The 22678-nt window shown below is 62.7% G+C and carries 24 protein-coding genes; 21 read left to right on the top strand and 3 right to left on the bottom strand.

Annotated features, from left to right (window positions below; all coding sequences use genetic code 11):
- Positions 1 to 10 precede the first annotated feature (10 nt).
- From queG to LPJGGPFB_RS03340, 9 genes are all read left to right on the top strand, one after another.
- Positions 11 to 1183 (top strand): tRNA epoxyqueuosine(34) reductase QueG, encoded by a 1173-nt coding sequence (gene queG / locus LPJGGPFB_RS03380; RefSeq protein ID WP_345790956.1) that lies wholly within the window; start codon positions 11 to 13, stop codon positions 1181 to 1183.
- Positions 1171 to 2046, top strand: a complete 876-nt coding sequence (locus LPJGGPFB_RS03375) for an SDR family oxidoreductase (protein WP_173418735.1) — start codon at positions 1171 to 1173, stop codon at positions 2044 to 2046. The genes queG and LPJGGPFB_RS03375 overlap by 13 nt, the downstream gene beginning before the upstream one ends.
- Positions 2047 to 2516: 470 nt before the next feature.
- Positions 2517 to 2891, top strand: a complete 375-nt coding sequence (locus LPJGGPFB_RS03370; protein ID WP_077503071.1) for a septal ring lytic transglycosylase RlpA family protein — start codon at positions 2517 to 2519, stop codon at positions 2889 to 2891.
- A 158-nt stretch (positions 2892 to 3049) separates the two neighbouring features.
- A complete protein-coding gene (locus LPJGGPFB_RS03365) occupies positions 3050 to 4339 on the top strand; it encodes an RsmB/NOP family class I SAM-dependent RNA methyltransferase (RefSeq protein WP_173418734.1) in 1290 nt (429 codons plus the stop codon).
- Positions 4340 to 4537: 198 nt separating this feature from the next.
- Positions 4538 to 5818 carry an imelysin family protein gene (locus tag LPJGGPFB_RS03360; RefSeq protein ID WP_173418733.1) on the top strand — a complete coding sequence of 427 codons (1281 nt, stop codon included), beginning with the start codon at positions 4538 to 4540 and terminating at the stop codon, positions 5816 to 5818.
- 48 nt (positions 5819 to 5866) lie between these two features.
- The gene (locus LPJGGPFB_RS03355) at positions 5867 to 7408 is read left to right on the top strand and encodes a di-heme oxidoreductase family protein (RefSeq protein ID WP_173418732.1); all 1542 of its coding nucleotides are present in this window, start codon (positions 5867 to 5869) and stop codon (positions 7406 to 7408) included.
- Entirely contained in the window at positions 7408 to 8532 is a 1125-nt protein-coding gene (locus tag LPJGGPFB_RS03350) for an imelysin family protein (protein ID WP_173418731.1), read from the top strand. Before LPJGGPFB_RS03355 ends, LPJGGPFB_RS03350 begins: the two co-directional genes overlap by 1 nt.
- Before the next feature lie 310 nt (positions 8533 to 8842).
- Complete coding sequence (locus LPJGGPFB_RS03345) at positions 8843 to 9832, top strand: magnesium transporter CorA family protein (RefSeq protein WP_173418730.1); 990 nt, start codon at positions 8843 to 8845, stop codon at positions 9830 to 9832.
- A gap of 83 nt (positions 9833 to 9915) precedes the next feature.
- Entirely contained in the window at positions 9916 to 11007 is a 1092-nt protein-coding gene (locus LPJGGPFB_RS03340; RefSeq protein ID WP_173418729.1) for a DUF1513 domain-containing protein, read from the top strand.
- A 9-nt stretch (positions 11008 to 11016) separates the two neighbouring features.
- On the opposite strand, the gene LPJGGPFB_RS03335 is transcribed toward LPJGGPFB_RS03340, so the two are convergent.
- Positions 11017 to 11571, bottom strand: a complete 555-nt coding sequence (locus LPJGGPFB_RS03335) for a GNAT family N-acetyltransferase (RefSeq protein ID WP_173418728.1) — start codon at positions 11569 to 11571, stop codon at positions 11017 to 11019.
- 83 nt (positions 11572 to 11654) lie between these two features.
- On the opposite strand from LPJGGPFB_RS03335, the gene LPJGGPFB_RS03330 reads away from it, so the two are divergent.
- From LPJGGPFB_RS03330 to LPJGGPFB_RS03310, 5 genes are all read left to right on the top strand, one after another.
- Positions 11655 to 12107: a TspO/MBR family protein gene (locus tag LPJGGPFB_RS03330; RefSeq protein ID WP_173418727.1), complete on the top strand. Its 453-nt coding sequence runs from the start codon at positions 11655 to 11657 to the stop codon at positions 12105 to 12107.
- Between the two features lie 85 nt (positions 12108 to 12192).
- A complete protein-coding gene (locus tag LPJGGPFB_RS03325; RefSeq protein ID WP_173418726.1) occupies positions 12193 to 12645 on the top strand; it encodes a PaaI family thioesterase in 453 nt (150 codons plus the stop codon).
- Positions 12642 to 13280, top strand: coding sequence for a 5'-methylthioadenosine/S-adenosylhomocysteine nucleosidase (locus LPJGGPFB_RS03320; RefSeq protein ID WP_173418725.1), 639 nt, complete (start codon positions 12642 to 12644; stop codon positions 13278 to 13280). Before LPJGGPFB_RS03325 ends, LPJGGPFB_RS03320 begins: the two co-directional genes overlap by 4 nt.
- A 94-nt stretch (positions 13281 to 13374) precedes the next feature.
- Positions 13375 to 14937 (top strand): glutamine-hydrolyzing GMP synthase, encoded by a 1563-nt coding sequence (gene guaA, locus LPJGGPFB_RS03315; protein ID WP_173418724.1) that lies wholly within the window; start codon positions 13375 to 13377, stop codon positions 14935 to 14937.
- Between the two features lie 13 nt (positions 14938 to 14950).
- Entirely contained in the window at positions 14951 to 15697 is a 747-nt protein-coding gene (locus LPJGGPFB_RS03310; protein WP_173418723.1) for a class I SAM-dependent methyltransferase, read from the top strand.
- A 92-nt stretch (positions 15698 to 15789) separates the two neighbouring features.
- Here LPJGGPFB_RS03310 and LPJGGPFB_RS03305 read toward each other — a convergent pair whose 3' ends face one another.
- Positions 15790 to 16362: a TetR/AcrR family transcriptional regulator gene (locus tag LPJGGPFB_RS03305; protein ID WP_234902758.1), complete on the bottom strand. Its 573-nt coding sequence runs from the start codon at positions 16360 to 16362 to the stop codon at positions 15790 to 15792.
- Between the two features lie 136 nt (positions 16363 to 16498).
- Between LPJGGPFB_RS03305 and LPJGGPFB_RS03300 the strand changes: the two genes are divergently transcribed.
- The 6 genes from LPJGGPFB_RS03300 (at position 16499) to LPJGGPFB_RS03275 (ending at position 20705) form a co-directional block, all read left to right on the top strand.
- Positions 16499 to 17554 carry an SDR family oxidoreductase gene (locus LPJGGPFB_RS03300; RefSeq protein ID WP_173418721.1) on the top strand — a complete coding sequence of 352 codons (1056 nt, stop codon included), beginning with the start codon at positions 16499 to 16501 and terminating at the stop codon, positions 17552 to 17554.
- 75 nt (positions 17555 to 17629) lie between these two features.
- Complete coding sequence (locus LPJGGPFB_RS03295) at positions 17630 to 18034, top strand: nuclear transport factor 2 family protein (protein ID WP_173418720.1); 405 nt, start codon at positions 17630 to 17632, stop codon at positions 18032 to 18034.
- A 186-nt stretch (positions 18035 to 18220) separates the two neighbouring features.
- Positions 18221 to 18550 (top strand): ArsR/SmtB family transcription factor, encoded by a 330-nt coding sequence (locus LPJGGPFB_RS03290; protein ID WP_173418719.1) that lies wholly within the window; start codon positions 18221 to 18223, stop codon positions 18548 to 18550.
- On the top strand, positions 18547 to 19011 hold the full coding sequence (locus LPJGGPFB_RS03285) for an SRPBCC family protein (RefSeq protein ID WP_173418718.1): 465 nt from the start codon (positions 18547 to 18549) through the stop codon (positions 19009 to 19011). The genes LPJGGPFB_RS03290 and LPJGGPFB_RS03285 overlap by 4 nt, the downstream gene beginning before the upstream one ends.
- A gap of 206 nt (positions 19012 to 19217) precedes the next feature.
- Complete coding sequence (locus tag LPJGGPFB_RS03280) at positions 19218 to 19631, top strand: GFA family protein (RefSeq protein WP_173418717.1); 414 nt, start codon at positions 19218 to 19220, stop codon at positions 19629 to 19631.
- Between the two features lie 162 nt (positions 19632 to 19793).
- Complete coding sequence (locus LPJGGPFB_RS03275; protein ID WP_173418716.1) at positions 19794 to 20705, top strand: alpha/beta fold hydrolase; 912 nt, start codon at positions 19794 to 19796, stop codon at positions 20703 to 20705.
- 90 nt (positions 20706 to 20795) lie between these two features.
- Here LPJGGPFB_RS03275 and LPJGGPFB_RS03270 read toward each other — a convergent pair whose 3' ends face one another.
- Positions 20796 to 21422 carry a glutathione S-transferase family protein gene (locus LPJGGPFB_RS03270; RefSeq protein WP_173418715.1) on the bottom strand — a complete coding sequence of 209 codons (627 nt, stop codon included), beginning with the start codon at positions 21420 to 21422 and terminating at the stop codon, positions 20796 to 20798.
- 166 nt (positions 21423 to 21588) lie between these two features.
- On the opposite strand from LPJGGPFB_RS03270, the gene LPJGGPFB_RS03265 reads away from it, so the two are divergent.
- Entirely contained in the window at positions 21589 to 22647 is a 1059-nt protein-coding gene (locus LPJGGPFB_RS03265) for a M14 family zinc carboxypeptidase (RefSeq protein ID WP_173418714.1), read from the top strand.
- Positions 22648 to 22678 lie beyond the last annotated feature (31 nt).

Below are 22678 nucleotides of genomic sequence, written 5' to 3'. Positions count from 1 at the left end.
GGATAATGCCGTGCCCGGCAGTGCTGCCAAGGCTGAAAACCAGGAGCGACGGCGGCAGAAGCTGACGGAGTTCCTGAAGGCCGAGGCTGCCGACAAGGGTTTTGACGTCTGTCGCATCACCCGGCCCGATGCCATACCGGAGGCGCCGGCGCGGCTTGCCGATTTCCTCGACGAGGGTTTTCACGGGACGATGGAGTGGCTCGCCGAAACGGCGGAGCGCCGCTCCGACCCGCGAACCCTTTGGAGCGACGTGCGCTCGGTCGTGATGTTCGGCATGAATTACGGCCCCGAGGAAGACCCGCGCGGCATCCTCGACCAGCCGGATCGCGGCGCGATCTCGGTCTATGCCCAGAACCGCGACTATCACGACATCATGAAGGGCCGGCTGAAGGAGGTCGCGACGCGTTTTGCCGCGCGCGCCGGCGAGGACGTGAAGGTGTTCGTCGATACGGCACCTGTCATGGAAAAGCCGCTTGCCGAGAAGGCCGGCCTCGGCTGGCAGGGCAAGCACACCAATCTCGTCAGCCGCGAATTCGGCTCCTGGCTGTTTCTCGGCAGCCTGTTCACCACGGCGGACCTTGCCTTCGATACGGCCGAGCGCGACCATTGCGGCTCCTGTCGCGCCTGTGTCGATGCCTGCCCCACCGCCGCCTTCCCGGCCCCCTATCGGATCGACGCGCGCCGCTGCATTTCCTACCTGACGATCGAGCACAAGGGACCGATCGATCCGGCGCTGCGTCCGCTGATCGGCAATCGCATCTATGGCTGCGACGACTGTCTCGCCGCCTGCCCCTGGAACAAGTTCGCGCGAACGGCATCCGAGATGAAACTGAAGGCGCGAGACGACCTGAAGGCGCCGTCGCTCGACTTTCTCCTGACCCTCGACGACCCGACGTTCAGAACCTTCTTCTCCGGCTCGCCGGTCAAGCGCATTGGTCGCGACCGCTTCGTCAGAAATGTCTTGATCGCAGCGGGCAATTCCGGCGATGAGAGCCTGGTGGAAGCCTGCAAGACGCTGACCGGCGATACCTCGCCGGTGGTGCGGGCAATGGCGGTATGGGCTCTGTCACGGTTAATATCACCTGGCGCGCTTGCTGCCCATGAGAGGCAGTGCGGCGCGGAGAGCGACGAGGAAGTGTTGTCCGAATGGCAAATGGCAGGAGTGAGCCGATGCATGTCCTAGTTCTTGGTGCCGGCTATTCCGGCATGGCGATCGCCCGCGCATTGGCCGGCAAGGCCGCCAGCGTCACTGGTACGACCCGCAGCGCGGAAAAGGCCGCGAAGCTGGAAAAGGCTGGCATCCGCCCGATCGTCTTTGACGGCGACACGGTCTCAGACGAACTGGCAGCCGCCTTGCGGCAGACGACCCATCTGATCCAGTCGATCGCGCCCGGCCGCGACGGCGATCCGATGTTCCGCGCCGGCAGCCAAGACCTCGCCACGCTTGCCCCTGCCCTTCAGTGGATCGGCTATCTCTCCACGGTCGGCGTCTATGGCGACCATGGCGGCGCGTGGGTGACGGAAGACATGCTGTCGAAGCCTGTCTCGGCGCGCTCCGTTGAGCGGGTCGAGGCGGAAGAAGCCTGGCTCGCCTTTGGCGCCAGCCACGCGATCCCCGTCGCGGTGCTCAGGCTTTCCGGCATATACGGCCCGGGCCGCAATGCCTTCTGCAATCTTGCCAATGGCACGGCCCGCCGGCTGATCAAGCCCGGCCAGGTGTTCAATCGCATTCGCGTGGAAGATATCGGCGCTGCCACATCCTACCTCTCGCAGAGGCTTCAGGGCGGGATCTTCAACATCACCGACAACGAACCGGCGCCGCCGCAGGACATCGTTGCCGAGGCAGCGCGGCTGATGGGGGTCGAGCCGCCGCCGGAGATGCCGTTCGAAACCGCCGAGCTTTCGCCGATGGCGCGCTCCTTCTATGGCGAGAACAAGCGCGTCTCGAATGCACGCATGCGGGAAACCGGCTTCGAATTCGCCTACCCCGACTATCGCGTCTCGCTTGCGCAAATGTGGCAGACGGACAGCTGGCGCGGCCAGTGAACAATTGCTGCGCGAAAGGGTCAACATATCCCTTTCGCAATGGAACATTGCCGATTGCACGAACTTAGTAATGGCAATCTCACGGCGGGCTCAATTGTGACCCCCGTGAGATATTCATTCTATACTTTGTGAATTATGCACAACCTGAGCGATAGTAGCGCGTTTTGAACCATTCGGATTCCCGGCGAATCGTTCAAATCGAAATTTTTAATGATTTTTATCGCGAGGCCGAGATCTCGGCGCACGTGCGTGCCGGCAATGATGTTCAACCGCTGATTCCAAAGAACTTCCGGGCATCATTTAAACTATTTCAAACAATCTTCGATTTTTAATTTTCGTCCTTTTTCAATAAATCCTAATAGAACGTAAATGGTTGAAGCACGTTTTCGCCATTTTTCGCCCCAATTACCGATCCTTGAAAGAATTAACCAAGAGCCTCTGCCCAAGGGCTCTAACCAAGGGTCGCCAGTTTGACGCCAGCGAAAATCAAGACTGTTGCCGCGGCAGCGCTGTTCACCGCCGGGATCGGCCTCGTTTCCGTTTCCGACAGCCAGGCAGCAGGCGCCGGCTGCGGTGGCGCCTCATGGTATGCGCTGACCTCCAAGACGGCTTCCGGCGAACGCATGAACGCCGCCCGCCTCACCGCCGCCCATCGCAGTCTGAAATTCGGCACCAAGGTGCAGGTCACCAACAAGCGCAACGGCAAGAGTGTCATCGTTCGCATCAACGATCGTGGGCCGTTCATCCGTGGCCGTGTGATCGATCTTTCCAAGGCAGCCGCCTCGCAGATCGGCATGATCAGCTCCGGCCACGCCAGCATCTGTTACCGCGTCGTCAATTCCTGATCACGGAATACTTCCGTCCGACATCCGATCCGGGCGGTTCTGCTTTGATAAGTACTGTTCCCCGCGCTTATAACAACCAGCACTGATATTAATCCCGGCCAGCGTCTTGCTCTTCGATGCCATCGCCGCTACCACGGCGAAAAAGGAGTAGATCGAAGATGCGATTGGGCGGCAGGCTCGCTGGAGCCATTGAGGTTCTTGAGGATATCGAAAAGCGGAAGCGCCCGGTCGCCGACGCACTCAAGGACTGGGGCCTTTCCCATCGGTTCGCCGGCTCCGGCGATCGATCTGCGATCGGCAACATCGTCTATGACGCGCTTCGTATGAAGCTCTCCCACGCCTATCTGATGGACAGCGACAGCGCTGCGGCTCTCGGCCATGCGGTGATGTATCGCCAATGGGGCTTTTCGCCCGAGAAGCTGGCCGCCGAACTCGACGGCGACAAGTTCGCGCCCGAGATGCCGTCTGCCGACATGGCGCAGGCTTTCGCCACCCGTCGTCTCGAGGACGCTGCGCCTCACATCCAGGGCGACATTCCCGAATGGGTGCAGGCCTCCTTCGAGGAAAATTTTTCCGACGACTGGCTCGACGAAGCCAAGGCGCTTGCCGGCCGCCCGACGCTCGACCTGCGCGCCAATACGCTGAAGGCGACGCGCGCCAAGGTACTGAAGGCGCTGGAACGCAGCGGCGCTGAAGCCGCGACGATCGCGCGCAACGGCATCCGCATTCCTGCCGGCGAAGGCGCCTCGCGCCTGCCAAACGTCACCGCCGAGCTTTCCTTCCAGAAGGGCTGGTTCGAAGTCCAGGACGAGGGATCGCAGATCGTTGCCGACCTTGCCTTCCCACAGGAAGGCGAACAGGTGCTCGACTATTGCGCCGGCGGCGGCGGCAAGACGCTCGCCATGTCGGCAGCCATGAACAACAAGGGCCAGGTGCACGCCTACGACACCGACCGCAAGCGTCTCGCGCCGATCATCGAACGGCTGAAGCGTGCGGGAACGCGCAATGTTCAGGTGCACGAATCCACCGAGAGCCTGGCGCCGCTTGCCGGCCGCTTCGACCGGGTTCTCGTCGATGCGCCCTGCACCGGCACCGGCACCTGGCGCCGTCGCCCCGACACCAAGTGGCGGCTCAACCAGAAGAACCTCGAAGAGCGCATCGCCCAGCAGGAAGAGGCGCTGGCAAGTGCGGCGCAGTTCGTGCGGCCAGGCGGACACCTGATCTACGTCACCTGCTCGGTCCTTCCCGAAGAGAACGAGGCGCAGGTCTACGGTTTCTGCGAGGACAATCCGGAATTCGAGATCCTGTCGGCCGCCGACATCTGGGCCGGGCTTTTCGGCACTGACAAGCCGCAGCCGTGGTCTGCCGACATGAAGACGGTGACGCTGACGCCGGCCTCGACCGGCACCGACGGCTTCTTCTTCTGCCTGATGCAGCGCAAGGGTTGATGACTTTTGACAACAGTCAAAACACGCACATCAGATTGAAAACGTTCTAAACTATACACTTTGACACCAGTTTACTTTTGGTTCATGACAATCGGGCTCCGGCGGGTCGGCGGGGGATTTCTGACGACCCTTGCCGAGCGATGACGCCGTCCCGCGGTGTCCGTTCCGGTCCCGCCGGGAAAAGAACAGGAGAGGGTCATGACCAAGAATTTCATCCGCGCCGCGGCGCTGGCGCTCATGACGGCAACGTCGACGCTGGCCCTGCAGCCGGCACAGGCCGCCACCGATGCCGCCGCCGTCGTCAAGCACTACACCGTCGTTGCGCATGCCAAGTTCGAAGATGCGCTGATCACGGCTGAGGCGCTCGACAAGGCGATCGACGCGCTGATCGCGACCCCGAGCGAAGCGACGCTGAAGGCGGCGCGCGAAGCCTGGCTCAAGGCCCGCAACCCCTACCAGGAAACGGAAGTCTACCGCTTCGGCAACGCCATCGTTGACGAGTGGGAAGGCAAGGTCAACGCCTGGCCGCTGGACGAAGGCCTGATCGACTACGTCGATCCGAGCTACGGCAGCGAAAGCGACGAGAACGGCCTGTTCACCGCCAACGTGATCGCCAACAAGACGATCAAGATCGATGGCAAGGACGTCGATGCCACCAACATCACGCCGGAATTGCTGGCAGGCACCCTCCAGGAAGCCGGCGGCATCGAGGCGAACGTCGCCACGGGCTATCATGCGATCGAATTCCTGCTCTGGGGTCAGGACACGAACGGCACCAAGGCTGGCGCCGGCAACCGCCCCTACACCGATTACGACACCAAGGCCTGCACCGGCGGCAATTGCGATCGCCGTGCCGCCTATCTGAAGGCCGCCTCCGAGCTGCTCGTCGCCGACCTCAAGGAAATGGTCGCCAACTGGACGCCGGATGGAGCTGCGACCAAGGCCGTCGAAGCCGACCCGAAGGCTGGGCTTACCGCCATCCTGACCGGCATGGGATCGCTCTCCTATGGCGAGCTTGCCGGTGAACGCATGAAGCTCGGCCTGCTCTTGCACGATCCGGAAGAAGAGCACGACTGCTTCTCCGACAACACCCACAACTCGCACCTGCATGACGCGATCGGCATACAGTCGGCCTATACCGGCGACTATACCCGCGTCGACGGCACCAAGCTGACCGGCGCCTCGCTTTCCGAACTGGTTGCCGCCAAGGATGCGGCTCTCGACAAGGAAATGACCAAGGATCTGGCCAACACCGTCGAGAAGATGCAGGCGATGGCCAAGCGCGCCGAAACCGTCGAGGCCTACGACCAGATGATCGGCGAAGGCAATACCGAGGGTAATGCCACCGTCCAGGCTGCGATCGACGGTCTCATCGCCCAGGCCAAGACTGTGCAGCGCGTCATCGCTTCGCTCGATCTTGGAACAATTGAGCTTGAAGGTTCCGACAGCTTGGATAATCCTAACGCTGTGTTCCAATGAGTTGAAAAGGCGGGCCGCGTCGCAACAACGCGGCCCGATCCTCAGTCGATGAATGCACGGACTGTCCAATTCCTGTCGCGACAGCTCGCAGCGCTGCTCTGCCTGCTTGCAACATCCGTTGCAGCGTCCGACGACGCCTCCAACCTGCCACGGACGCGCGACGACCTTTCCGAATCCGACCGCAGCCGTGTCGAAACCATCGTCCGGCCAACGACCGACTTCTCCAAAGCCGAACGATACGAAGCAATGTCCGGTGGCGCCGGCACCTCGATCGCCCCCGTCGACCAGGACAGCTTCACGCTGTTTTCCGCCAATCTTCCCTTCTCGGACGAGGAAGCCTTCAAGCTCGGCGATGCGCTCTTCGAGAAACTCTGGGTGTCATCGCCCTCCTCGACCCAGGCGTCGGATGGATTGGGGCCGCTCTACAACGCCCGGGCCTGTGAAAGCTGTCATCCGCGCGATGGGCGTGGCCGTCCGCCGGAGGGCTCGCCTGACGGCACATCGATGCTCTACCGTCTGGCGCGCGCGCCAAGCAATGAGCGCGAGCGCGAGATGGTGGCCAACTACGATCTGCCGAACTTTCCCGATCCCGTCTATGGTGGCCAGCTGCAGGATAGCGCGGTTCCGGGGCTTGCTGCGGAAGGTCAGATGAAAATGACCTACTCGGAGCTGCCGGTGACATTGGCCGACGGCGAACTCGTCTTCCTGCGCAAGCCAACCTACACGGTGACTGAGCTCGGTTATGGCGATCTCGACCCGACAACGACGCTCTCTCCTCGCGTGGCACCACAGATGATCGGTCTCGGGCTGATCGAAGCCATTCACGAGGCCGACATCCTGGCGGGCGCCGATCCCGACGATCGTGACGGCGACGGCATCAGCGGACGTGCGGCGCTTGCCCGCGACGGCGACACCGGCAACATCATGCTCGGCCGTTTCGGCTGGAAGGCGCAAAACCCGACGATACGGCAGCAGACAGCGGATGCCTTCGCGTCCGACATCGGCCTGTCGACGCCGGACGCCGACCGTAGCCACGGTGACTGCACCCAGGCGCAGACCGCCTGCCTTGCCATGCCCACTGGCGTGCAAGCACGCCTTGGCACGGTCGAGGCGCCTGATCCGGTGCTTGGTCTCGTGACTTTCTACACCGCCAACCTCGCCGTTCCTGCTCGCCGCCAGGCGAGCTTTCCCAAGACTTTGCGCGGCAAGCAGGTTTTCTACGACATCGGCTGCACCGCCTGCCATACGCCGAAATTCGTGACGCGCCGAGATGCCGGTCACAAGGCCCAGGCGTTTCAACTGATCTGGCCCTATTCCGATTTCCTGTTGCACGACATGGGCGAAGGCCTTGCCGATGGCCAGGCCGTGGGCAGCGCAAGCGGCAGCGAGTGGCGCACGCCGCCGCTCTGGGGCGTCGGCCTGACGAAAACTGTCAGCAGTCATACTTATCTGCTTCACGACGGGCGCGCCCGTAATTTTACGGAAGCCATCCTCTGGCACGGCGGCGAAGGGCAGGCTGCCCGCGACGCCTTCGCCCGCCTACCCACGCGCGACCGCCGTGACCTCATCGCATTCCTGGAGTCCCTTTGATGTCCCCCATGCCCTCGCTTGCCTTCGGCCTTGCGCTGACCGCCCTATCCCTGCCCGCCATGGCGCAGGAAGGAAGTGCGCTGTCGCCGCGCGTCGTCAACGAGGCTGCCGTGCCGGCCGTGATGGCGAAGGCGGTCGACGACTTCATCATTCCCGGCTACCGCAACCTGTCGGACAAGACCGCGGCGCTGACGAAGGCATCGGCAGCCCTTTGTGAAACGCCGTCGATGGCGTCGAGGGAGAATGCGAAAGCCGCATTTTCCGAACTGGTAGAGGCCTGGTCCACGGTCGAAATCATCCGCCTTGGCCCGGCACTCGAGCAGAACCGTTTCGAGCGCTTTCTGTTCTACCCCGACCGCAAGAGTACGGGCCTGAAGCAGGTTCAGGCCATTCTTGCCAAGAAGGACGAGACGGCGACCGACGTTGCATCGCTCAAGGGCAAGAGCGTCGCGGCGCAAGGGCTGGGCGCACTGGAATATGTGCTCTACGGCAACGGCTCCGAGGTCTTGGCAAGCAAGGAAGGCGACTTCCGCTGCCGTTACGGCGTGGCGATCGCGCAGAACCTCAACATGATTGCCAACGAGTTCCTGGCGGAATGGCAAAAGCCCGACGGCATCCAGGCGGCCTGGAAGAAGCCCGGCCCAGGAAACCCTGAGTTTCGCGACAGCAAGGAAGCGGCAACCGAGCTGCTCGGCATTTTCGTGCACGGCGTAGAGATGGTGAAAGACCAGCGGCTGAAGCCGTTTTATGCCGGAACGGTCGACGGCGCGCCGGACAAGGGTCATCCGAAGTCGGCGATCTACTGGCGGTCGCAAAACACCATGCCCTCGATCGCCGCCAACTTCGCCGGCCTCAAGACCCTGTTCGACGTGGCCGACATGGAAAGCCTGCTGCCCGAGGACAGTCGTTCTGTCGCCGGGTCGGCGGACTTCGTCTTCAAGTCGGTGATCGGCATCTCGCAGACCATCGACGGTCCGATCGCTGATGCGATTGCCGACGACAAGAGCCGCGCCAAGCTCGATTTTCTGACCCTCAACACCGCCGATCTGCTCGGCCGGCTGAACAGGGATTTCGGCGGCGCCATCGGCCTTGGCGCCGGCTTCTCCTTTGCCGACGGCGACTGAGAAGGCAGCGTTGGACCGACTGCATGTTCGCTTAAATCGTCTTCGACCCAAGGCCAAAAAGATGCGGCGATTCAACGTGCCGCAGCGTCCGTTCCGCGCCTGAAAAGACGCACGGCTCTGGAGGTGTTGACAATACCCCCGTTTGGGCGCAAAGCGCTCCCCGTGTCCGCTCTCGCGGGCACGTTTCACCACAAGGATCAACTTGCAATGAACCCCGACAGTCGAAGTCGAGCCTTCATGCTCACGACCGTTCGGTCCTGATTGATCAGGGCTTCATGGCGGTCGGATGACTCGCCCTATGGAGCCCAATATGCTGCGCATTTACAAAAGCCAGAACAGCCACCTCGTGCTCGTCGATATGCTCGACGGCCTCGCCTCGCCGTCTCAGGTCATCTGGTACGATCTGCTCAACCCGTCCGTGGAAGAGACCCGGCTGGTCCAGGGCCAGCTCGGTATCGAGATCCCGACCCGTGACGAAATGCAGGAAATCGAGCTGTCCGACCGGCTCTACCAGGAAGACGGCGCCCAGTTCATGACCATGACGGCGGTCGCCAAGCTCGACAGCGATTATCCGGTCAAGGTTCCCGTGACCTTCATCGTCAAGGGCGCGACGCTCGTGACCGTGCGCCACGCCGATCCGAAGCCGTTCCAGACCTATGCCAACCGGTTGCAGAAAGCCAACGGCCAGGCTTGCGAGTCGGGCGAACTGGTGATGCTGGGCCTTCTCGAAGCGATGATCGACCGTACCGCCGACGCGCTAGAGCGGGCCGGCAGCGAGGTTGACGGCATTTCGCGTGACGTGTTCCGCAAGACCAATGCCAGCGCCACCAAGAAAACGCGCGACCTGCAGTCGCTGATCGAGCAGATCGGCCAGAAGGGCGACCTGTTGACGATCGTGCGCGAAAGCCTCGTCAGCATCGGTCGCCTGGTTGCCTATCACGTCGCGCTTGAAGGCATCGGTCCGCGCAAGGCGGCAAAGGAAAGCCGGCAGCGGATCAAGCTGATTCAGCGCGATGCGACATCGCTCGGCGACCACGCGCTGTTCCTGTCGAACAAGATCAACTTCCTGCTCGACGCGACCCTCGGCCTGATCAATCTGGAGCAGAACCAGATCATCAAGATCTTTTCGGTTGCCGCGGTCGTGTTCCTGCCGCCGACGCTGGTTGCCTCGATTTACGGCATGAACTTCGAGATCATGCCCGAGCTGCAATGGCGGTTCGGATACCCTTACGCCCTGGCGCTGATGGTGCTTTCGGCGATCGTGCCCTTCCTCTACTTCAAGCGGCGGGGCTGGCTCTGAACGCGTAATCTGCTACATCGTAGCGATAAGGACCGGCGGCGGAATTGCGCTGCCGGTCCGGTAAAATGGCAGGCGGGAATGGCATGGGCGCCACCACGGGTCTGATCGACCGACGCAACTTCATCAAGATGGCCGGCGCCGCCTGGGTAGCGACGCTTGGGGCTCGCGGCGCCTTTGCCCTTGAGCGCACCGACGCCATCTTCGCTTCCGCCTTCATGGCCCCGGATGGACGCTACGGCGTTGCCACGCTGACCGAGGCCGGCGCGATCATAGAGCGCACGGTGCTTCCGGCACGTGCCCACGGCATGGCCCATTCGGCCGCCAGCAAGCGGATGGTGGCCTTCGCGCGCCGGCCCGGCACCTATGCCATGATCCTTTCGACCGACGGCCAAGCCGAACCGGTGGTCATTGCCGCCGCTGAAAGCCGGCACTTCTTTGGCCATGGCTGCTTTTCCGCCGATGGCCGGCTGCTCTACGCCACCGAAAACGACTTTGCCGCCAACCGCGGCATGATCGGCATCTACGACGGCACCCGTGCCTTTGCCCGCATCGGTGAATTCCCGACCTATGGCATCGGCCCGCACGACATGACGCTTTCCGCCGATGGTCGGCTGCTCGCCATCGCCAATGGCGGCATCGAGACCCATCCGGATTTCGGCCGGACCAAGCTCAATCTCGACCATATGGAACCGAGCCTGACCTTGGTCGACACCGCGACCGGCGCCCTGATCCAGAAGCACACACTGCCTGCCGATCTCAGCCGGCTTTCCACCCGCCATGTCGATATCGGCCCGAACGGCGAGATCTGGTTTGCCTGCCAGTATGAGGGCGCGCGCGATGACCTGCCGCCGCTTGTCGGCCATTTCTCCCACGGCGAAGATCTTGCCTTCGTGTCGCTGCCCGAAAGCACAACCGCGGCGCTTGCCAACTATGTCGGCGCCATCGCCGTGAACCGGAACGAGGGCTTGATCGGCCTCACCTCGCCCAAGGGCGGCATTGCCGTGACGCTCGACGCGCGCACCGGCACGGTGCTGAAGCAACAGCGCGTGACCGACGCCGCTGGTGTCGCCGCCGCCGATCACGGTTTTGCCGTTTCGTCCTATGACGGCCGCTTCAGGGACCATGAAAACCCCGTCGCCTGGGACCAGCATATCGTCCGGCTCGCTCGGTCCTGACCGCAGGCGTCAGGCCGAAAAGCGGTCTTCACCGGCGAGCTTCGCCAGATTGTCCCATCGATAGGCGGTCTGGTCGTGGTTCTCGCCGCCGAGGCTCACCTGGCCCTGGCCGACAGCGACGGCACCCAGGTGCTCATAGAATGCCCGGTTCGGGTTGCTCGAAAGCACCCAGGCAAACAGCGACGCCGCGCGCATCTCCCGGCAGTGGGCTGCAACACTGCGCACCAGTGCCGAGCCTATGCCCGCCTGTTGAAACTCCTTCAAGACATAAAGCGCATAGAGTTCGCGATCGAACCGCGGCGGCATCGAGCGGGCCTTGCCGTAGTTGGCAAAGCCGATCACACTGTTGGTGCTCATGTCGACCGCAGCCAGATGGAAGACGTCGGCAACGCGCATGCGCCGTGCATGACGCAGCGCCTGTTCCTCGATGCTCATGGCGTCGAGGAAGGCGTCGGAAATCAGCCCACGAAAGGTCGATCGCCAGGTTTCGACGATGACGGAGGCGATCATCATGACGTCGTCTGGTCCGGCCGGACGGATGTCGATGCGGCGGAAGCTTTTCATGGCAGAGATATAGGGAGCGCCTCGCCGCTTCGAAACGGCAGTCGATGCTGGAAAGCGCCGATAGGCGCTCTATCTGTCGACGCATGAACAGAACCCTCGTCTACGCAGTCTTCATCGCGGCCGTCCTCGGTCTCGGGCTCCTCATCGGCTACAACAACATTCCCGGCGAATGGTATCAGGCTCTGGCAAAGCCTGCCTTCAATCCGCCCAACTGGATCTTCGCCCCGGTCTGGTCGATCCTCTACGTGATCATCGGCTTTGTCGGCGCGCGGTTGTTTCTCGACCATCGCCGCACGGCGGCCATGCGCCTGTGGCTGGCGCAGATGCTCCTCAACTTTCTCTGGTCACCGCTGTTCTTCGGCATGCAGGACGTCTCCTCGGCGCTGATCGTCATCATCGCACTGTTGATCGCGGTTGCCGGCGTCATCGTCGCAAGCTGGAACAGGGATCGCGTTTCGGCGCTGCTGTTCCTGCCCTACCTCGCCTGGGTGGCGTTTGCGACAGTGCTCAACGGCTCGATTTTCCTCATGAATTGAGCTTGTCGCACCGGTGCGGCCATGCCACTGTCCGTCGATATGGAAGGCAACGGGCCTTCCGTTACAACCAGGGCCGTGGTGACTGATGGACGACAGCGATCCCCCAGATTTCCGTAGACGCATAAGGGAAAGCTTCGCGAGACAGGCCGCCATGAAAACAATCGGCGCGGAACTGACGCTGGTCGAGCAGGGCACGGTCGAGATCGAACTTCCCTTCGACGAAAAGCTGACGCAGCAGCATGGCTTCCTGCATGCAGGGGTGATTTCTGCGGCACTCGATTCGGCTGGAACCTACGCCGCCTATTCGGTCATCGACCCGGATGCCTCGATCCTGACGATCGAATTCAAGGTCAACCTCCTGTCGCCAGGGCGCGGCGAGCGCTTCCTGTTTCGCGGCGAAGTCACCAAGCCGGGCACGACGATCATCGTCTCCGACGGACGCGGCTACGCGATCCGCTCGGACGGGCCTGCCAAGCTGATCGCCTCGATGACCGGCACGATGATGGTGATCCGCGGACGCGAGGATATCGAAGGATGAGTTTTGCACTGAAGGACGTCGCCGGCCGCAAGGTTCTCTATGTCATGGCTGTCGATGCCGAGTATGGCCCGCACCTGAAGGCGCGGATCGCACCGCTGATGACCGGCGTCGGCCCGGTCGAGGCCGCCGTAACCCTGACGAAGACGCTGGCCGGCCTTGCCGCCAAAGGCAGCCTCCCGGATCTTGTCGTCTCGCTCGGTTCGGCGGGTGCGGCCAGGCTCGAGCAGACCGAAGTCTATCAGGCGGTATCGGTCGGCTATCGCGACATGGACGCGTCGGCACTCGGCTTCGAAAAGGGGGCGACGCCGTTTCTCGATCTTCCGGCCATCGTGTCGCTGCCGCTGCGCATCCCCGGCGTCAAGGAGGCGAGGCTTTCGACCGGCGCCAACATCGTCTCCGGTGTCGCCTATGACGGCATCGACGCCGACATGGTGGAGATGGAGACCTATGCGGTCTTGCGCGCCTGCCAGTCTTTCCAGGTCCCGCTCATTGCCCTTCGCGGCATTTCCGACGGCAAGGCCGAGCTCAAGCACGTCAGCGACTGGACCGAATATCTCCATGTCATCGACGAGAAGCTTGCCGACGTCATCGACAGGCTCGAGACTGCGATCGGCACCGGACAGATCCGGCTCTGAAAGGCCGGGATTGTCCGGGTGCAATCTAATCGTTGCGCAGAAGACGGGCTTTGATTAAAGGCTCGCCATGATCAAGCTTGTTTGAAGGCCCGACATGACCCAGACAGCCCATCCCGACACCGTTCTTATCGTCGACTTCGGCAGCCAGGTGACACAGCTCATCGCCAGGCGCGTACGCGAATCCGGTGTTTACTGCGAAATCGTGCCGTTCCAGTCGGCGGAAGAAGGTTTTCAGCGGCTGAAGCCGAAGGCCGTCATTCTCTCCGGCAGCCCGGCCTCCACCCTCGACATCGGCTCGCCGCGCGCGCCGCAGGTGATCTTCGATTCCGGCCTGCCGGTGTTCGGCATCTGCTACGGCCAGCAGACGATCTGCGCCCAGCTCGGCGGCAAGGTCGAGAGCGGCCATCACCGCGAGTTCGGCCGCGCCTTCCTCGAAGTCGAAAAGGACTGTGCGCTGTTCGACGGCGTCTGGTCGCTCGGCTCGCGCCACCAGGTGTGGATGTCGCATGGCGACCGCGTCACCGCGATCCCCGAAGGATTCGAAGTCGTCGCCACCTCGGCGAACGCCCCGTTCGCCTTCATCGCCGACGAGAAGCGCAAGTACTACGCCGTACAATTCCATCCGGAAGTGGTGCACACGCCTGATGGCGCCAAGCTGATTGCCAACTTCGTGCACAAGATCGCCGGCATCAAGGGCGACTGGTCGATGTCGGCCTACCGCGCCAAGGCGGTGGACGCGATCCGCAAGCAGGTCGGCGACAAGAAGGTCATCTGCGCGCTTTCGGGCGGCGTCGACAGTTCGGTCGCGGCTCTGCTGATCCACGAGGCGGTCGGCGACCAGCTGACCTGCATCCTCGTCGACCACGGCCTGATGCGCAAGGACGAGGCGAAGAACGTCGTCGCCATGTTCGAGGAGCACTATAACCTGCACCTCCTGCACGTCGACGCTTCCGACCGCTTCATCGGCGAACTCGAAGGCCAGAGCGATCCGGAAACCAAGCGCAAGATCATCGGCCGCCTGTTCATCGAGGTGTTCGAGGAAGAGGCAAAGAAGCTCGGCGGCGCGGACTTCCTTGCCCAGGGCACGCTCTATCCCGACGTCATCGAAAGCGTCTCCTTCACCGGCGGCCCGTCGGTGACGATCAAGTCGCACCACAATGTCGGCGGCCTGCCGGAACGCATGAACATGCAGCTGGTCGAACCGCTGCGCGAACTGTTCAAGGACGAAGTCCGCGTGCTCGGCCGCGAGCTCGGCCTGCCCGACAGCTTCATCGGCCGCCACCCCTTCCCGGGTCCGGGCCTTGCCATCCGTTGCCCGGGTGGCATCAGCCGCGAGAAGCTCGAGATCCTGCGCGAAGCCGATGCGATCTATCTCGACGAAATCCGCAAGGCGGGTCTCTACGACGCCATCTGGCAGGCCTTCGCAGTCCTGCTTCCAGTCCAGACCGTCGGTGTCATGGGCGACGGCCGCACCTACGAGTTCGTCTGTGCCCTTCGCGCCGTCACCTCTGTCGACGGCATGACCGCCGACTTCTACCACTACGACATGGAATTCCTCGGTCGCGCCGCAACGCGCATCATCAACGAGGTCCGTGGCATCAACCGCGTGGTTTACGACGTCACGTCGAAGCCGCCCGGCACGATCGAGTGGGAATGATCCGATCCTCTCGATGACGTCGGACAAACTCTATAACAATCCGGAGCTTGTCGAGTTCTACGACATCGAGAACGGTTGGACCGCCGACAGCGAATACCTCAAGACTATGGCCGCTAGCCGCACCTCGATCCTCGATCTCGGGTGCGGCACCGGTCTTTTGGCAGCAGCAATCGCCCGAGAGGGCAGCAAACGGGTCGTCGGCGTCGACCCGGCCGCCGCGATGCTTGATATCGCAAGGCAGCGGCCCGGCGGCGACCGCGTGCGTTGGGTTGAAGGCGACGGGCGAACCGTCCGCCTTGGAGGGGCCTTCGACCTGGTGCTGCTCAGCGGCCACGCTTTCCAGGTCTTTCTCACCCGAGACGATCAGCTTGCAGCTCTGAAGACCATAGCCGCACATCTCTCCCCGCAAGGACATTTCATCTTCGACAGTCGAAATCCACGCGTCGAGGAATGGAAGGAATGGACGCCGGCCTTGTCCGAGCGCGTGATCGTCCATCCGGAATTGGGCGACGTGCTCGCCTGGAACGATGTCCGGCACGACCCCGACACCGGTTTGGTGGAATACGATACGTTTTATCGGATCGCCGCTGGCGGGCGCACCTTCGCGGCGCAGTCGAAGATCGCCTTCCCATCACACGAAGACCTCGTCTCGATGATGAATGAGGCAGGCCTCGTCGTCGAGCAATGGCTCGGCGGATGGGATGGCAGGCCGTTCGAGGCAACGACACCGGAGATCATTCCCATCGGTCGCCGGCGCTAGCCGAACCCTTCCACAACGCCCGTCAGCGTCAGCCAAGTCCCATCTGGGTCAGCATTTGCGTGGGTGCGCCCCTCCGTGGCGCGCCGGACCGGCTAACCAGAGATCGGGCGTGGCGACAGCGCCGCGCGCAGGAGCCGCATGAGCAGCCTGGTGTCGTCTCCAAGGCCGGGCTCCGCGCCGCGCATTTCCTTGATGCCGCTCATCGCCGCGAGAATTATGCCGGCAAGATTGGCGGGCTCGGTATCAACCGCGCCCAGGTTGATTTCCCCCTTGTCCGCAGCTTCGCGCAAAGCCAGCGATATCAGGTCGAGGAAGCGTTGCCGCGTCTCCAGCGTAATATCGGCAGCCAGCGCCATATTGATCTCGAACAGTTCCCTTGCATCCGCACTGGCGCCGAGAGGAACGATCAGCCCCCTTTGAAAAGTCGTGACCGCCGCTTCGATGCGGTCGAAAACGCTGACCTGCGCTTTCAACGCCACCTCGACCTCGGTCATCGTTTGCCTGTGCGCGCGGGCGGAACCGGCCCGAAACACGTCCTCCTTGCTGCTGAAGCTGAGATAGAGCGAGGCCCGCGAAATCCCGGCAGCGCGCGCGATGTCGGCCATCGTCGTCTTGCGAAAGCCATAGCGTACGAACACCGGCAATGCGGCATCGAGGATCAGCATCGTTTTTGGATCGGTCGATATCATTGAGACACATTGACACTTTGGGTCCAAGGTGTCAAAGAGACAATTAGACAGATTTAGTCCATTTGTCTAATTCAAGAAGGCCGCCATTCCGGCATGGTCAGAAGGAGCCTCGATGCGCATTGCCGAAACAGAAGGCCGAGAGGACACCGTGCTGGTCACGGGCATCGGCGGATTTCTCGCGGGCCATGTGGCCCTGCAATTGCTCAAGCGCGGCTATCGGGTTCGAGGCAGCCTGCGGAACATGGGAAAGTGCGAGGCCATCCGAAACCAGCTTGGCGCGCATGCGCCGGGCGAAGTGCAGCAGCTTGGCTTCGTCCAAGCCGATCTGGATTCAGAAGAGGGTTGGCGTGAGGCCGTCGAAGGGTGCCGCTATGTCATTCACACGGCATCGCCGTTTCCGCCGGGCTTTCCTGAAAATGAGCAGGCGCTGATCGAGACGGCGCGCGAAGGCGCGCTACGTGTCCTCGCCGCCGCACACCGGGCCCGTGTCGAGCGGGTCGTTCTGACATCGTCCGTGGCCGCCACCAATCACGGCGACGGGCATGCGCCCTTTACCGAAGACAACTGGACCGATCCGGATAGCCCGCGGGCGACACCCTACTACAAGTCAAAAACCCTGACCGAGCGCGCCGCCTGGACATTCGCGCACGAGACCAGTCTCGATCTCGCCGTCATCAATCCGAGCGTGATCCTCGGTCCGCTGCTCGGGCGCGATTTCGGGACCTCCGTCGGATTGATCCATCATCTGATGACGGGCCATTTCGAAGGTATCCCCCGCTTCGGCTTTTCGGTCGTGGACGCAAGCGATGTTGCCGACGCTCATATCGCGGCGATGACCAACCCTGCCGCGGGCGGCCAGCGCTTCATTGTCGGCGGCCGGTTTTTCTGGCTGAAGGAACTGGTCGCCCTGCTGGCGCGCGCCTTTCCCGGGCATGCCGCACGGCTGCCGGTCGGCGAAGTTCCCGACGAGATCATTCGCGCGATGGCTGCGACCGATCCCAACGCCCGCACGATCGTTCACGAGCTTAACCGCGACCTCAGCGTCGATGCGTCGAAGGCCAGGCGCATACTGAACTGGCGCTCACGCCCGGAGGAGGAATGCATCTGCGCCAGCGCGCAAAGCCTCATCGCCCTGGGGCTGGTGCCCGCCGTTTCGATCGGCGCATAGGATCGCCCCTTGGCGGCAAGATTGACGATATCGGGGTGATCAGTGATCTCCCATCCCTTGAGACGGAGACGACCCATGACGCAAGCAGAAGCCGACATCACACGACAGGCGCATGACGCCGAGACCCTGCGGGAGACGGAGCAGGCCCGGCTGCGCGCCCTGGTCAGCGCCGATGTCGCGCGGGCGCGCCAGTTTCACGCTGACGACTTCCAATTGATAACGCCGATCGGCCTATCGCTTTCGAAAGACGCGTATCTGGGAGCAATTGCGGCCGGCCGGATCAAATACCTCTCGTGGCAGCCGGCCGAGATGGCCGTACGCCTCTATGAACAGTCTGCAGTCATCCGCTATCGCGCCCAGCTCGAAGTCGTGTTTGACGGGCACACCGTCCCACGCAGCGACTACTGGCACACCGATGCATACGAATATCGTGACGGCAGGTGGATGGTCGTGTGGTCGCAGGCAACCGCAATCCGCTAGCGTTCAGCGCGGCAAGCGCCTTGTCCGTTTGCGGAGCGATCATCGAAGAACGCATAGAAGGGACCGGCCGAGGCCTGCTCCTTTTTTCGTCGCCGAGATCCGCCCGCCACGTCGGGGCCGCCGCGACGACAACACCTCAAAACAATAGTATTGACTAATCAATCAGCGTGCACTAATGATTCTATCATGATTGAAGCTGCACCCGTTACCGCCATCATGCGCGCCCTTGCCGATCCCACCCGGCGCGCCGTATTCGAGCGCATCGCCGATGCCGACGAGATCACCGTGGTCGAGTTGACGCGCGGCAGCGGCGTGACGCAAGGCGCCATTTCGCAGCACCTCAAATCGTTGAAGCAGGCGGGCCTCGTCACCGAGCGCCCCGAGGGCCGCAACGTCTACTATCGCGCCCAGCCGGAGGGCCTCGAGCCGCTGGTCGACTGGATGAGCCATTACGGCGTCTTCTGGCGCGAACGGTTTGCAAATCTGCGCACTCTCTTGAAGGAGATCGATCCATGAACGAAATCGCGTTGCAGCCCGAAACGCAGGACATCGTGGTCGACGAGGTCTTCCCTCACAGCCCGGAGACGATCTGGAAGACGCTGACGAGCGGCGCCTTGATGAGCCGCTGGATGATGGTGCCGACAGGTTTCGAAGCGGTCGAAGGCAACCGTTTCACCTTCCAGACGACAGCGGCCGGCGAATGGGATGGCGTCATCCACTGCAAGGTGTTGGAGGTCCGACCCAATGAGCGCTTCGTTTACGCCTGGAAAGGCGGACACGAGGGCAACATCGGCTATGGCTCCCGCCTCGAAACGGTCGTCACCTGGACGCTTTCGAAGGTCGACGGCGGCACTCGCCTCAGGCTCGTCCATTCCGGCTTCGTGACGCCACGCAACGACACGGCTTTCAAGAACATGAGCCAGGGCTGGACGAAAGTTCTTTCGAAGATCGGCGCCGTCACCGACGAACAGAGCTGATCGCGTCGCGCAGACTGCGCGCCGTTTGCAGGCGGACCAGCAGGACGTCGGATCGTCGCACGCACCGAGCGGCGGCTATCCCGCGCGTGGACCGATATCGGGGCCGGGCCTGCCCCAAACATTCTGAAGCAGTGGAAGAGAACGGCCGGCGTCGCCGATCGCTGCAGCACGCCTTGGCTTTACGCACCCGACCCAGGAGGAATGAGATGAGCAAGACCTATATCGGTGGATGTGCCTGCGGCGCGATCCGCTACGAAATCTCCGGAGAACCGATTTTCTCGAACGACTGCCAGTGTCGCGACTGCCAGCAGGAGAGCGGCACCGGGCACGGATCGCACCTGAGCTTCAGGCGGGACGGCGTGAAGCTCGAAGGCGAGGCAGCGCACTGGGACATGGTCGCCGATAGTGGCAACGTGAAGACGCGGGCCTTTTGTCCCACCTGCGGTTCGCCGGTCTACATGACCTTTGCCGCGATGCCCGACGTCTTCACCGTGCGCGCAGCGAGCCTCGACGATCCGAGCCGCTACAAGCCCGACGCGGTCACCTACGGATCACGCGGCTATCCCTGGGATCACCTCGACCCGGCGCTGCCGAAGTTCGACACCATGCCGCCGAGGTAGCGGTGTCCGCCATCACGGCGGATCTCAACCAGCGCGCTGTTCAGCGTTCGGAGCTTCCGAACAGTAAGTACGCCTTCTGGCGGCTAGTTCGAACAGCGCGCGACTGTCATGTTCTCTCCATCGAAAAGCCATTCGGCAGACGCCGACAAACAGGAGAGACCCATGCTTCGTTCCTTCGTCACCGCTGCCACTATCGCCTTTGCCGTCCCGGCACTGGCGGACATCAAGCCCTATCCCCCGACCTTTACGACGGAGGACATCGCCACCAACGGCACGACCCTTCACGTGCGTGTCGGCGGCTCGGGCCCGACGGTCGTGCTCTTGCATGGCTATGGCGAGACTGGCGACATGTGGGTTCCGCTTGCCGCCGAGCTTGCCCGCGATCACCGCGTCATCGTGCCCGACCTCAGGGGCATGGGGCTCTCGCAAAAGCCGGCCACCGGCTATGACAAGAAAACAGAAGCGCAGGATATTGCCGGCGTGCTCGACGCATTGAAGGTCGACAAGGCCGATGTGGTGGCGCACGACATCGGCAACATGGTCGGCTACGCCTTTGCCGCACAGTATCCCGGGCGAACGACGAGGCTGGTACTGATGGACGCGCCGCTGCCCGGCGTCGGCCCCTGGGACGAAATCCTGAAAAGCCCGCTGCTCTGGCATTTCCGTTTCGGCGGGCCCGACATGGAACGCCTCGTTGCCGGCCGCGAGCGCATCTACCTCGATCGTTTCTGGAACGAATTCTCCGCAGACCCGAAAAAGTGGAACGAGGCATCGCGTGAGCACTATGCCAAGCTCTATGCCCAGCCGGGCGCAATGCGGGCTGGTTTTGCCCAGTTCGCCGCCTTCGACCAGGACGTCATCGACAACCAGGGCTTCCTGAAAATGGGCAAGCTCGGCATGCCGGTGCTGGCGATCGGTGGCGAGAAATCCTTCGGCCCGACCATGGCGGTCGTTGCCCGCGCGGCCGCAGATAATGTTACCGAGGTGGTCATCCCCGCATCCGGCCATTGGCTGATGGAGGAACAACCCGAGGCGACGGTGAAGGCGATCCGCAGCTTTCTCGACACAGAATGATCGGGCACCTTATGTGAGCTCGACATTGGCGTGGGTCGGCGCAAGAGCTTTGTGCCGGCCCACGCCAATGTCGATCCGCTCGGTACGGCCTTACGTTGGTGCAACGAAAGGCTGACTGATCGCCTGGAACACGGGGAGTGCCTCCAACTTTTCGGCATGCGCTCGCAGGGCAGGATAGTTGGAAATCGCGATCAGCTCAGGGTGGACCTCGCACAGGAAACGCAGGACCACCGCCACGGCGATATCCGCGTGACCGATATGCTCCCCGAACCAGAATTCCTGAGTTCCCTCCGCACGCCCCGCCTCCAGGACGGCAAGCGTCGCTTCGATCTGGCGGCGGCAGCGATCGACCCAGAGAGCGGAGACTTCGCTGTGCAGGCGTTTCTCATAGAACAGGCTGACGGCCTTGTCGCCGACCCCGCTGGCGAACGCCGCGATCCTTAGCGCCCGATGGCGTGATGGCTCGGACCTTGGAAACATCACGTGGCCAACGGGAACAAGGCCGTCGAGATAGTCGATGATGATGTGGCTGTCGACCAGCGCGGTTCCGTCGTCCAGCACCAGGGTCGGCACGCGCGTCAGCGGGTTGTAGGCGCGCAGCCTGTCCGCATCACCGAAGGAGGACCAGGGGCGATGCTCGAATTCCATGCCGTAAAGCGTGAGCGCGATGCCGACGCGGCGAACGAAGGGGGAGTCGTATTGGCCGATCAGGATCATCTGCGAACTCCCTCTTGTGCGAACGAGACCAGAAGACACCCGTCGCACGGCAAAAGTCAAAGCCTCGCTCCGCCCGCTGGCGCTGTGTGCTCCCCGTTTCTAGCCACTTGCGAACCGTATCGGGAATGCCGATAAGCCATCGACACGAGACAAGCGGGGGGAGACCATGGACATCTCGGAAATCATCATCACCGGCGACACCGCAGGCATCGAATGGCGCCTGCCGGTCTTCCGCTTCAAGGGCAAGAGCCCGGACGCACCGAAGACCTATATCCAGGCGGCACTGCACGCCAACGAACTGCCCGGAACGGCGGCCGCGCATTTCCTCCTGCAGATGCTCGCCGAGGCCGAGAAGAACGGCGCCATTCTCGGGGATATCACCGTGGTGCCGCAGGCAAACCCCATCGGCACGGCGCAATCGCATTTCGGCGAGCTGCAGGGCCGGTTCGATCTCGGCTCGCGCACCAATTTCAACCGCGATTTTCCGCTGATCGCACTTGGCGAGCGTGACAGCCTTCTGTCCGACCTTGATCGCCATTCGGCGACGGACCGCCTGAAGCGGCAATTGCTGCACATGGCGCTCGGCGCCGAACTGATGCTCGATCTGCACTGCGACGACGAAGCGCTGCAATACGCCTATATCGACGACGCCTTCTGGCCGGAAGCAGCCGACCTCGCGGCAGCGCTCGACATGGAAGCGGTGTTTCTTTCCGACGGCGAAAGCTCGGCCTTCGAAGAGGCCGTGGCCTACGCCTGGAAATACGAGACGGGTCAGAAGAAGACCAGCCTGCCCGGACGGCTTTCGGTCACGGTGGAGCTTCGCGGCACGCGCGATGTCTATCCCGATGTGGCACGCAAGGACGCCGAAGGTCTTTTGCGCTTCCTCGTCGCGCGCGGCGTGGTCGCGGGCGACCAGGCTGCACTTCCCGCCTTCGGCGGCATGGTTGCGCCGCTCGACAATATCGAGATGATCCGCGCACCGGAATCGGGCGCCATTCTCTTCCACCGCGACATCGGCGACAAGGTAAAGGCCGGCGATCTGCTGGTGACGATCCTCAATCGCCCCGGCCAGCCAGACGGCGCCATCGAAGTCCGCGCGCCGCAGGACGGACTGATCGTTACCCGGGTATCGACACGCCACGCCCGCCGCCGCTCGGACCTGATGAAGATCGCCTGCGCAACAGCTTCCAGCGCCGCACGCAAGCCAGGACCGCTGGAAGCCTGACCCCCGTGTCTTTGGTCCGGAACGCCCTCAA

This window comes from Ensifer adhaerens (assembly GCF_013283195.1).
GTDB lineage: Bacteria > Pseudomonadota > Alphaproteobacteria > Rhizobiales > Rhizobiaceae > Ensifer > Ensifer adhaerens_G.
Note: the sequence above shows the minus strand (reverse complement) of the source record. Positions and strands in the feature narration are given on the sequence as shown.

Excerpts from the sequence above, each read along its gene's own strand:
- LPJGGPFB_RS03375 (WP_173418735.1), top strand. The coding sequence starts at position 1,171 with ATGCATGTCCTAGTTCTTGGTGCCGGCTATTCCGGCATGGCGATCGCC.
- LPJGGPFB_RS03365 (WP_173418734.1), top strand. The coding sequence starts at position 3,050 with ATGCGATTGGGCGGCAGGCTCGCTGGAGCCATTGAGGTTCTTGAGGAT.
- LPJGGPFB_RS03360 (WP_173418733.1), top strand. The coding sequence starts at position 4,538 with ATGACCAAGAATTTCATCCGCGCCGCGGCGCTGGCGCTCATGACGGCA.
- LPJGGPFB_RS03355 (WP_173418732.1), top strand. The coding sequence starts at position 5,867 with ATGAATGCACGGACTGTCCAATTCCTGTCGCGACAGCTCGCAGCGCTG.
- LPJGGPFB_RS03350 (WP_173418731.1), top strand. The coding sequence starts at position 7,408 with ATGTCCCCCATGCCCTCGCTTGCCTTCGGCCTTGCGCTGACCGCCCTA.
- LPJGGPFB_RS03345 (WP_173418730.1), top strand. The coding sequence starts at position 8,843 with ATGCTGCGCATTTACAAAAGCCAGAACAGCCACCTCGTGCTCGTCGAT.
- LPJGGPFB_RS03340 (WP_173418729.1), top strand. The coding sequence starts at position 9,916 with ATGGGCGCCACCACGGGTCTGATCGACCGACGCAACTTCATCAAGATG.
- LPJGGPFB_RS03335 (WP_173418728.1), bottom strand. The coding sequence starts at position 11,571 with ATGAAAAGCTTCCGCCGCATCGACATCCGTCCGGCCGGACCAGACGAC.
- LPJGGPFB_RS03330 (WP_173418727.1), top strand. The coding sequence starts at position 11,655 with ATGAACAGAACCCTCGTCTACGCAGTCTTCATCGCGGCCGTCCTCGGT.
- LPJGGPFB_RS03325 (WP_173418726.1), top strand. The coding sequence starts at position 12,193 with ATGGACGACAGCGATCCCCCAGATTTCCGTAGACGCATAAGGGAAAGC.
- LPJGGPFB_RS03320 (WP_173418725.1), top strand. The coding sequence starts at position 12,642 with ATGAGTTTTGCACTGAAGGACGTCGCCGGCCGCAAGGTTCTCTATGTC.
- guaA (WP_173418724.1), top strand. The coding sequence starts at position 13,375 with ATGACCCAGACAGCCCATCCCGACACCGTTCTTATCGTCGACTTCGGC.
- LPJGGPFB_RS03310 (WP_173418723.1), top strand. The coding sequence starts at position 14,951 with ATGACGTCGGACAAACTCTATAACAATCCGGAGCTTGTCGAGTTCTAC.
- LPJGGPFB_RS03305 (WP_234902758.1), bottom strand. The coding sequence starts at position 16,362 with ATGCTGATCCTCGATGCCGCATTGCCGGTGTTCGTACGCTATGGCTTT.
- LPJGGPFB_RS03300 (WP_173418721.1), top strand. The coding sequence starts at position 16,499 with ATGCGCATTGCCGAAACAGAAGGCCGAGAGGACACCGTGCTGGTCACG.
- LPJGGPFB_RS03295 (WP_173418720.1), top strand. The coding sequence starts at position 17,630 with ATGACGCAAGCAGAAGCCGACATCACACGACAGGCGCATGACGCCGAG.
- LPJGGPFB_RS03290 (WP_173418719.1), top strand. The coding sequence starts at position 18,221 with ATGATTGAAGCTGCACCCGTTACCGCCATCATGCGCGCCCTTGCCGAT.
- LPJGGPFB_RS03285 (WP_173418718.1), top strand. The coding sequence starts at position 18,547 with ATGAACGAAATCGCGTTGCAGCCCGAAACGCAGGACATCGTGGTCGAC.
- LPJGGPFB_RS03280 (WP_173418717.1), top strand. The coding sequence starts at position 19,218 with ATGAGCAAGACCTATATCGGTGGATGTGCCTGCGGCGCGATCCGCTAC.
- LPJGGPFB_RS03275 (WP_173418716.1), top strand. The coding sequence starts at position 19,794 with ATGCTTCGTTCCTTCGTCACCGCTGCCACTATCGCCTTTGCCGTCCCG.
- LPJGGPFB_RS03270 (WP_173418715.1), bottom strand. The coding sequence starts at position 21,422 with ATGATCCTGATCGGCCAATACGACTCCCCCTTCGTTCGCCGCGTCGGC.
- LPJGGPFB_RS03265 (WP_173418714.1), top strand. The coding sequence starts at position 21,589 with ATGGACATCTCGGAAATCATCATCACCGGCGACACCGCAGGCATCGAA.